At 67.9% G+C, this 8,068-nt stretch carries 8 protein-coding genes and 2 tRNA genes; 6 read left to right on the top strand and 4 right to left on the bottom strand.

Translation table 11 applies throughout. The features are described from left to right. Positions 1-80 precede the first annotated feature (80 nt). The 5 genes from VM306_RS29335 (at position 81) to VM306_RS29315 (ending at position 2,879) form a co-directional block, all read left to right on the top strand. Positions 81-1,358: a cysteine desulfurase gene (locus VM306_RS29335; RefSeq protein WP_325520916.1), complete on the top strand. Its 1,278-nt coding sequence runs from the start codon at positions 81-83 to the stop codon at positions 1,356-1,358. After that, on the top strand, positions 1,358-1,798 hold the full coding sequence (sufU, locus tag VM306_RS29330; protein ID WP_325520914.1) for a Fe-S cluster assembly sulfur transfer protein SufU: 441 nt from the start codon (positions 1,358-1,360) through the stop codon (positions 1,796-1,798). The genes VM306_RS29335 and sufU overlap by 1 nt, the downstream gene beginning before the upstream one ends. Beyond that, on the top strand, positions 1,795-2,181 hold the full coding sequence (locus VM306_RS29325) for a metal-sulfur cluster assembly factor (RefSeq protein ID WP_285641334.1): 387 nt from the start codon (positions 1,795-1,797) through the stop codon (positions 2,179-2,181). Before sufU ends, VM306_RS29325 begins: the two co-directional genes overlap by 4 nt. Before the next feature lie 463 nt (positions 2,182-2,644). Then, positions 2,645-2,717, top strand: a tRNA-Leu gene (locus tag VM306_RS29320). 87 nt (positions 2,718-2,804) lie between these two features. Beyond that, positions 2,805-2,879, top strand: a tRNA-Ile gene (locus VM306_RS29315). 306 nt (positions 2,880-3,185) lie between these two features. Here the strand turns inward: VM306_RS29315 and VM306_RS29310 are convergent. Both VM306_RS29310 and VM306_RS29305 read right to left on the bottom strand, forming a co-directional pair. Next, positions 3,186-3,596 carry a CBS domain-containing protein gene (locus VM306_RS29310; protein WP_325520911.1) on the bottom strand — a complete coding sequence of 137 codons (411 nt, stop codon included), beginning with the start codon at positions 3,594-3,596 and terminating at the stop codon, positions 3,186-3,188. A gap of 54 nt (positions 3,597-3,650) precedes the next feature. Further along, the gene (locus tag VM306_RS29305) at positions 3,651-4,739 is read right to left on the bottom strand and encodes a glutamate--cysteine ligase (protein WP_325520909.1); all 1,089 of its coding nucleotides are present in this window, start codon (positions 4,737-4,739) and stop codon (positions 3,651-3,653) included. On the opposite strand from VM306_RS29305, the gene VM306_RS29300 reads away from it, so the two are divergent. Then, entirely contained in the window at positions 4,674-4,808 is a 135-nt protein-coding gene (locus VM306_RS29300; RefSeq protein WP_325520918.1) for a hypothetical protein, read from the top strand. The two genes, VM306_RS29305 and VM306_RS29300, sit on opposite strands and share 66 nt — an antisense overlap. A gap of 61 nt (positions 4,809-4,869) precedes the next feature. Here VM306_RS29300 and VM306_RS29295 read toward each other — a convergent pair whose 3' ends face one another. Together VM306_RS29295 and VM306_RS29290 are read right to left on the bottom strand one after the other, a co-directional pair. Continuing rightward, positions 4,870-6,546, bottom strand: a complete 1,677-nt coding sequence (locus VM306_RS29295; protein ID WP_325520907.1) for a GGDEF domain-containing protein — start codon at positions 6,544-6,546, stop codon at positions 4,870-4,872. A gap of 124 nt (positions 6,547-6,670) precedes the next feature. Further along, positions 6,671-7,621, bottom strand: coding sequence for a lycopene cyclase family protein (locus tag VM306_RS29290; RefSeq protein WP_325520905.1), 951 nt, complete (start codon positions 7,619-7,621; stop codon positions 6,671-6,673). Positions 7,622-8,068 lie beyond the last annotated feature (447 nt).

Below are 8,068 nucleotides of genomic sequence, written 5' to 3'. Positions count from 1 at the left end.
CCGAGGGTTACGTGAAGTACACCGGATCCAAGGAAGCCGCAGCCCTTTCCTAGCGTTACCAGGTGTTGAGAGGAGGCGCTGTGACCACCACCGCAGCACCATTGGACGTAGCCGCCCTGAGGGCGGACTTCCCGATCCTGTCTCGCACCGTTCGTGACGGGAAGCGCCTGGTCTACCTGGACTCCGGCGCCACCTCGCAACGCCCGGCGCAGGTTCTGGACGCGGAACGCGCGTTCCTGGAACAGCACAACGCCGCTGTCCACAGGGGCGCCCACCAGCTGGCAGAGGAAGCGACCGACGAGTACGAGGGTGCGCGTCAGCGCATCGCGGACTTCGTCGGCGCCGACTTCGGCGAGCTGGTGTTCACCAAGAACGCCACCGAGGGCTTCAACCTCGTGGCGTACGCGATGGGCAACGCCGCCACGTCCGGCCCCGAGGCCTCGCGCTTCGTGGTCGGCCCCGGCGACGAGATCGTCGTGACCGAGATGGAACACCACGCGAACCTCGTTCCGTGGCAGCAGCTCGCCTCGCGCACCGGCGCGACCCTCAAGTGGTTCACGCTGACCCAGGACGGTCGTCTCGACCTGTCCGATGTGGACAGCGTGATCACGCCGCGCACGAAGGTCGTCGCGTTCACGCACCAGTCGAACGTGACCGGCGTGATCAACCCGGTCGACGTGCTCGTCGCGGCGGCGCGGAAGGTCGGCGCGCTGACCGTGCTGGACGCGTGCCAGTCCGTCCCGCACAGCCCGGTCGACTTCCACGCGCTCGGCGTCGACTTCGCGTCGTTCTCCGGCCACAAGATGCTCGGCCCGTCCGGCATCGGTGTCCTCTACGGACGCCGTGAGCTGCTGGAGGCGTTGCCCCCCTTCATTACCGGCGGCTCGATGATCGAGCTGGTGAAGATGGAGGGCTCGTCGTTCGCGCCGCCGCCGCAGCGCTTCGAGGCCGGTTCGCCGATGACGTCGCAGGCCGTCGGCCTGGGTGCCGCGGTGGACTACCTCTCGGTCGTGGGCATGGAGCGGATCAACGCCCACGAGCACGCGCTGACCGTCGCGGCGCTCGAAGGTCTTTCAGGCATCAAGGGTGTCCGCCTGATCGGCCCGCAGGACGCGGTCGCCCGGGGCGGCGCCGTGCCGTTCGAGGTCGAGGGCGTCCACCCGCACGACGCCGGCCAGGTGCTCGACAGCCTGGGCATCGCCGTGCGCGTCGGCCACCACTGCGCGTGGCCGCTGCACCGCTGCCTGAACGCCCAGTCGTCGGTGCGCGCGACGTTCTACCTGTACAACACGATGGACGAGGTGGACGCGCTGGTCGACGGCGTCCGCGAGGCGCAGAAGTTCTTCGGGGTGGCCTGATGCAGCTCCAGCAGATGTACCAGGAGATCATCCTGGACCACTACAAGAACCCGCACGGCCGAGGCCTGCGCGACCCGTACGACGCCGAGTCGTTCCAGGTCAACCCGACCTGCGGCGACGAGGTGACGTTGCGCGTGCACGTCGTCGACGACGTCGTGAAGGACGTCTCGTACGCCGGCCAGGGCTGCTCGATCAGCCAGGCGTCGACCTCGGTGTTGACGGACCTGGTCGTGGGTAAGCCGGTGGGTGAGGCGTTCGAGAAGATGGACGCGTTCGTCGAGCTCATGCAGGGCCGCGGCAAGGTGGAGCCCGACGAGGACGTCCTGGAAGACGGCATCGCCTTCGCCGGTGTCGCGAAGTACCCGGCGCGCGTGAAGTGCGCGCTGCTGGGCTGGATGGCCTTCAAAGACGCAGTAGCACGGAGCCAGGGAGCAGCATGAGCACCGAAGAAGTGGTCCGGGGAGCCGAAGGCATGCCGGTCTTCGAGCCCAAGGCTGACGTCGCCGCACTGGACGACGTGGAAGAAGCCATGCGCGACGTCGTGGACCCCGAGCTGGGCATCAACGTCGTCGACCTCGGCCTCGTCTACGACATCCACGTCGACGACAAGAACGTCGCCACCATCGACATGACGCTCACCTCGGCGGCCTGCCCGCTGACCGACGTCATCGAGGACCAGACCCGAGCGGCCCTGACCGGCGGCACGGGAGGTGGCCTGGTGTCGGACTTCCGCATCAACTGGGTGTGGATGCCGCCGTGGGGCCCGGAGAAGATCACCGACGACGGCCGCGAGCAGCTGCGGGCGCTCGGCTTCACCGTCTGATACGGCTTTCGCCTGAACGGCGCGCATCCTCTTCCGGGGTGCGCGCCTTTCGCCGTTCAGGCCTCGCGCACACCCGCCGTGCGCGTCACCGAAAGGCGGATCCACTATCTGGAACGAGGGTGAGAGCCGCCTTAAATGCGTTGCACAGCCGCGCAACCGTCACATAGCTTGATCTCATCACGACCGACTCGGATCAACCGGAGGAAGACATGCTTGCCAAGGCGGAGCTTGCGGGATGGCGAATTCTCGCCCTCATCGCCGGCGGTCTGCTGGCGCTGGCGTGGGGCTCCACGCCATGACCTGATCCCCAGGTCATGACCTCGGAGCCGCCCAAGGGAAACCTGGGCGGTTTCTTTTTTGCCCTGTCAGCGAATGCCGACGAGCTTCGGAAGCGGAACTGCCTCCAAAACAGTTTCCCGAGGGTTCGACTCCTTCCGTCGGTGCGGAAACAAAGCGATCGCTCGCCCCTGTGGCCCAACGGAAGAGGCAACGCGCTCAGAACGCGTCCGGTCCAGGTTCGAATCCTGGTAGGGGTACGACACAACCGAACAAGGGGGACGCGCCGGCGCGCAGGTGATCCTTGCAAGATCGCCCTGGAGGGTTCGACACCCTCGTCTTCCACCCGTCCCGTAGCTCAGCCCGGTGAGAGCGTCCGTCTGATACGCGGTAGGTCCCAGGTTCGAATCCTGGCGGGACGACCGACTGCGAAGTGCTCGTGGATCACATCAGCAGGGTGGAGGAAGAGCTCGGCCTCCAGCGGGAGCCCGGCCGTCTGCTCGTGGCCGACTGGGCGCCCCAGGACGGCCACGACCGCGTCCTGTTCATCTTCGACGGCGGCACGCTCACCACCCGCGACCCCATCCGGCTCCAGGCGGAGGAGCTGAGGTCCTACGAGTTCGTGCCGCCGGAACTGGCCGGGGAGCGCCTGATCCCCGGACTCGCCCGCCGCCTCGCCGAAGCGCCGCTGGCCAGGGCGTCAGGCGACACCCGGTACTCGAACACGGTCAGGCGTAGACGCGTTCCACGAACGACGCCAGCTGGCCCTCCGGCAGGTGCCGCGCCAGGTCCGCCTCCGACACCATGCCGACCAGCCGGTGGTCCTCGATCACCGGTACCCGCCGGATCTGGTGGTCCTCCATGGTCTTCAGCACCTGCGACACGGGGTCCGAGGCGTCCACCCAGTGGACGTGGCACCCGAACTCGCCGGCCGTCGTCTTCTCCAGGTCCAGACCGGCGGCCACGGCCCTGGTCACGATGTCGCGGTCGGTGATGATGCCGTGCAGCCGGTCGTCCTTGCCGCAGATCGGCAGTGAGCCGACGTCGAGGTCCCGCATCATCCTGGCCGCCTCGACGAGGTTCGCGTCCTCGCCCACGCACTGCACGCCGGGGTGCATGATCTCGCGTGCTGTCGTCACGACGTCCTCCTTCCGAAGGACCCCAGCATCCGCCCGTCCGGACCGGTCCGCAGTTCAGACCGGCGCCGTCTGCGCGACCAGCAGGCCCACGACGTCGTCCAGCCGGCCGCGCCGCGCGAACGCACGGCGCTGGCGAGCCGCTCCCGTGCCGTCGAGCAGCAGCCTGTCGATGGCGTCGCTCACCATCTGGTAGTCGCCGGCGAACTCCAGTGCCGGGCGGATCCACCGCAGCAACGACGCCACGATCGTCGACATCGGTGTCGGCGCACCGGTCACCGGGTCGAGCCCGAAGCCCTCCAGGCCGTCGCGCGCCGCACGCCACAGCGCGACCCTCAGCAGGTGCGGCGGGATCGGAACGGGCACCGTGCCAGAACTCAGTGCGGTGGCAGCGATTCCGCGCACCAACGCGGCCATCAGAACCGCTTCCTCGACCGTCGGCGCGACGTCGGACACCCGCAGCTCGAGCGTGGGGTGGTGTGCGGAGAGGCGGATGTCCCAGTAGAGCATCCCCGCGTCGATCGCCGCGCCGCTCGCGACGATCTCATCCCGTGCCGTGTAGTACTCGGTGGCGTTGTCGAAGTGAGGCGGCGCACCCGAAGTGGGCCAACGGTTCCAGACCACGTACCGCCAGCTCGCGTAGCCGGTGTCGCGGTCGAGCCAGTACGGCGAGTTCGCGCCCAGTGCCAGCAACGCCGGCAGCCACGGGCGCAGGTGGTTGCTCACGAAGATCTTCGACTCGTCGTCGGGCAGGCCGACGTGCACGTGGCAGCCGCAGATCGCGAGGTCGTTGGTGAGCGCGCCCATCTCCTGCGCCATCCGGTGGTAGCGCGGGGAGTTCGTCAGCGGCGTGGGCATCGTCAGCCCCAGCACCGGTGTCCCGGTCGCGGCGAGCCGGGCGTCGTGGCGCGCGGCCCGTTCGATCAGCGCACGGCGCGCGGTGGCCAGCTCCTCGCGCAGCACGCCCATGTCGGTGCAGATGCCGCTCGCCGATTCCACCTGGTACTGCGCGATTTCCTCTTGCAGGTCCACCTGGAATCGGTCGGCTCCGGCGAGCACTTCGTTGGCACGGTTGGCCAAATGACCCGTGGAGGCCTCGACGAGGACGAATTCTTCTTCCACACCAACGGTGAGAAGGCCATCCATGCTCGTGCGTTGCGCGGGTACCGCTTGAGCTCTGCTGCCGACCTGCACGCCGAACCTCCAGTGCACTGAGTAGCGCCCTCGATGCTATGAGTAATCGAAGGGCCGCACAGGAGGCGTTTGGTTGTACTTGTCAGCTCACCGCTCGTTGCGCGACACCGCGCAGCACGTCGCGTCGATCGCTGCCCGGCCGGCCCATGACCCAGCTGGACCCGGCGAGCGACTTCGCGTGTTCCTTCACTGGCGCCAGCAACCGCGACACCTCGCGATACGACCCCACTGACCCCGGGGCACAGATAAGGGTCGCAAGAGAGAGGGTCACGTGTCGTCCCTCCGCCGTGTATGGCTTGTCGAGCAGACGCGCACTCAGCGGAACCGTCTCGTCGAGCCCGGCGAGAATCAGGAAGTCGTCGCCGCCGACGTGCCCGACGTGCACACCGGGGAACGCGTGCGCGAGGTCCGCCAGGTCGTGCCCGATCTCGCGGATCAGGTCGTCACCCGCCGCGAACCCGACCGTGTCGTTGACCAGCTTGAAGCCGTCGACGTCCAGCCACGAGATCGCGAAGATCTCGCCGGCCCCGATGCGCCGCTCCACTTCCTTCGCCACGGCGTCGCTGCCCGGCAGACGCGTGAGCGGGCTCAACGCGGCCGCCTGTTCCACCTTGAGCTCAGCCACACCACGAACCACGTCCGCTACACGCACGACGCCCATGCACCGCTCGTTGTGGTCCACGACGATGAGGTCGTCGTTGGTGCGCTCACGGTTCGCACCAGCCACCACGTCGAGAAGGTCGAGCGCCGACGCCTCCGTGCCGATGATGTGCGGCTTGTCCGCGAGACGCGCCGCCTCGCGCTTGGCGTGCAACGCGTGCCCGTACGGCCCGGTGACCGCGATCAGGAACCGGTTGCGGTCCACCGACCACCGCGGGCGCCCCTCGTCGTCGACCAGCACGACACCGGTGATCGACGGCTGCGTCGCGAGGATCTCGCGCACCTCCTCGCTCGTGGCGTTCTCGGGCAAGGTCGTCGCGGGGTGCAGGAAGTCGGTGACCCTGGGGCCGGTGGCGCTGCGCCGGATCTCGCCGGTCTCCGTGACGGCCTCGGGCGCGATCCGGGCGTTCACGGCCGGGCGCCGCTGCGGGGGAGCGAGGTACCTGCCCTGCGCGTGCCCCACTCCTAGTCTGCGCAGGTACGTCAGCTCCGCCTCGGTCTCGACGCCCTCGGCGACGACCTGACCGCCCGTGTACTCGCCGAGGTGCACCAGCGACCGCACCAGCGCGCCCCTCGCGGCGTCACCGGGCAACGAGCGGACGATCTCGCGGTCGAGCTTGATGAAGTCGGGGGAAGCGCTGGTCAGCAGCCCGAGCGGCACGTCACCCTCGCCCACGCAGTCGAGCGCGATGCGGAAGCCGTTGTTGCGCAACGTCTGCATCCCGCGGGCGAGACGACCGCGGTTGGCGCGCGAGTACGGCTCGCCGATCTCGATGACGATGCTGTCGGGGGAGCGCCGCGCGTCCCGGAGCGCGCCGTAGAGCGGGCCCATGACCTCGGGTTTGTCCGCGATCGTGAGCGCGAGGAGGTTCACGTGCAGCGGCAGCATCAGGTCGAAGTCGGCCGCGGACCGGATGGCGCGGCACGCCAGTCCGACGTCGGCGTTGGCCAGGAGACCGGCCTGGAAGGCGGCTTGGAGGAGATCCTGCACGCTGCCGTCGTGCGGCCGGGCCAGGGCCTCCACCGCGACGACGCCCCCGGTGTTCAGGTTGAACAGCGGCTGGAAGGCGAACCTGACGTCATCCAGCAATGCGGGCACGCCTTTTATCGTGCCGGTGCGAACGACTTGTCACCAAGGGGGTTAACCAGGTGTTCACGAGCCCGGCGGCGAGACGCCACAGTGCGGCTGCGCTCGGTGATCCCCAGCTCACGCCGGGAGTTGGCTAAAAGATCAGCTTCGCCCTCAGCCCGCGCGGCGCGGCGCCGAACAAAGCCAGCATGGCCGCCATCATTCCTTTCACGTCCTCTCTACCGGAGAGGTAGGCGCGCTGATGATTCGCGTCGAGTTGGAAAAAGATCTCGAAGAAGTCCCGCGTCTCCTCGGTGTCCATGCGCAGGAGCGCCTCCAGCCCGCGGCGGCGCATGGCGTGCACGACCCGCGCCTTCCGCGACCAGATGACGCGCTGCGGGTCCTCTCCCGCCTTGACGGCCTGAGCGACCTTCGGCGCCAGGTTCAGCGACGTGGCGACGCTGTAGCCGGTGGCGGGGTGGATGAAGCCCGCGCTCGCGCCGAACGCGAGACCGTCGGCCTTCGGCGCGTCCAGGGGGAAGCGGACCCGCTCCTCCTCCGCGCCGGGAGTGAGCCTCGTGTGGAGACGGCGGCGGAGCTCGCCGAGCGGCGTCGCGGGCCGGCCGGCCAGACAGGTCTCCTCGACGAGGACTCGGTTGTCACCCAGGGGGACCGTGTAGAGGAACGTGTCGCCGTTGCGCCAATCCATCAACGTCGTCTCGGTGCTGTCCGACTCGATGACCGTTCCTACGGCCGTTTGCTCCGCACGGCCTTTACGCGCGCCGGTGGCGTTGAACGTGTACCGCGCCTCGACTGGGCGTGGGAGGACAGTGACCGTGTCCGGGAGTTCGTGCAGACGCGCGTTGTCGAGGACGACGTACGTGCGTGGGATCAAGTGCTCCTCGCGCGCGTAGACGCGAACCACTGAGCTCGTGGCTTTGATCGGTGTGCCGTGCGGGAGCTCGTCGGCCCACGCGCCGTAAGTCGCTGTCCACACCCGTTCCGGCTGACGGTCCACGATTGCTGTGCTGAGACCTTCCTGTGCGCACGCACGAGCGAGCGCACGTCCTGCCGGGCCTCCACCGATGACGAGCACGTCGAACATGTGTCCATGATTGACGTCGTGGCTAAGACCTACAGAACGACGCCCGCCTGATGCGCCACGACGGACCGCCGGCTCGGCCGTGGTGTCAAGGGCGGAGGCTGACCGCCATCCGGTCCTCCGAGTGACGAATGCGCAGGTCAGAGGCGGTATGGCCGCGTGAGGTACCCCCCGATTTGGAGATCGAAACGGGCCTGTGTAATGTTCTCTCTGCCAGCGCGGAACGGGCCGGAAATCACAACCGGAACGAGCGGGGCAAAACCGGAAGACGAAGAGCCTCTCAGAGGCCGATTTGACACCGGTCAGCAGGACCAAATAAGCTTCAGCAACACAAGCCCCGGAAGTAAGTCAGCGTAAAGCTGATGTGACTGCGGTGAGCGCGTGTTCTTTGAGAACTCAACAGCGTGCCGAAAAACAGCCAGTAATATGAATACTCCTCGTCAGGAGTAT

Origin of the sequence: Lentzea sp., assembly GCF_035525475.1 — a bacterium.
Classification (GTDB): domain Bacteria; phylum Actinomycetota; class Actinomycetes; order Mycobacteriales; family Pseudonocardiaceae; genus Lentzea.
Note: the sequence above shows the minus strand (reverse complement) of the source record. Positions and strands in the feature narration are given on the sequence as shown.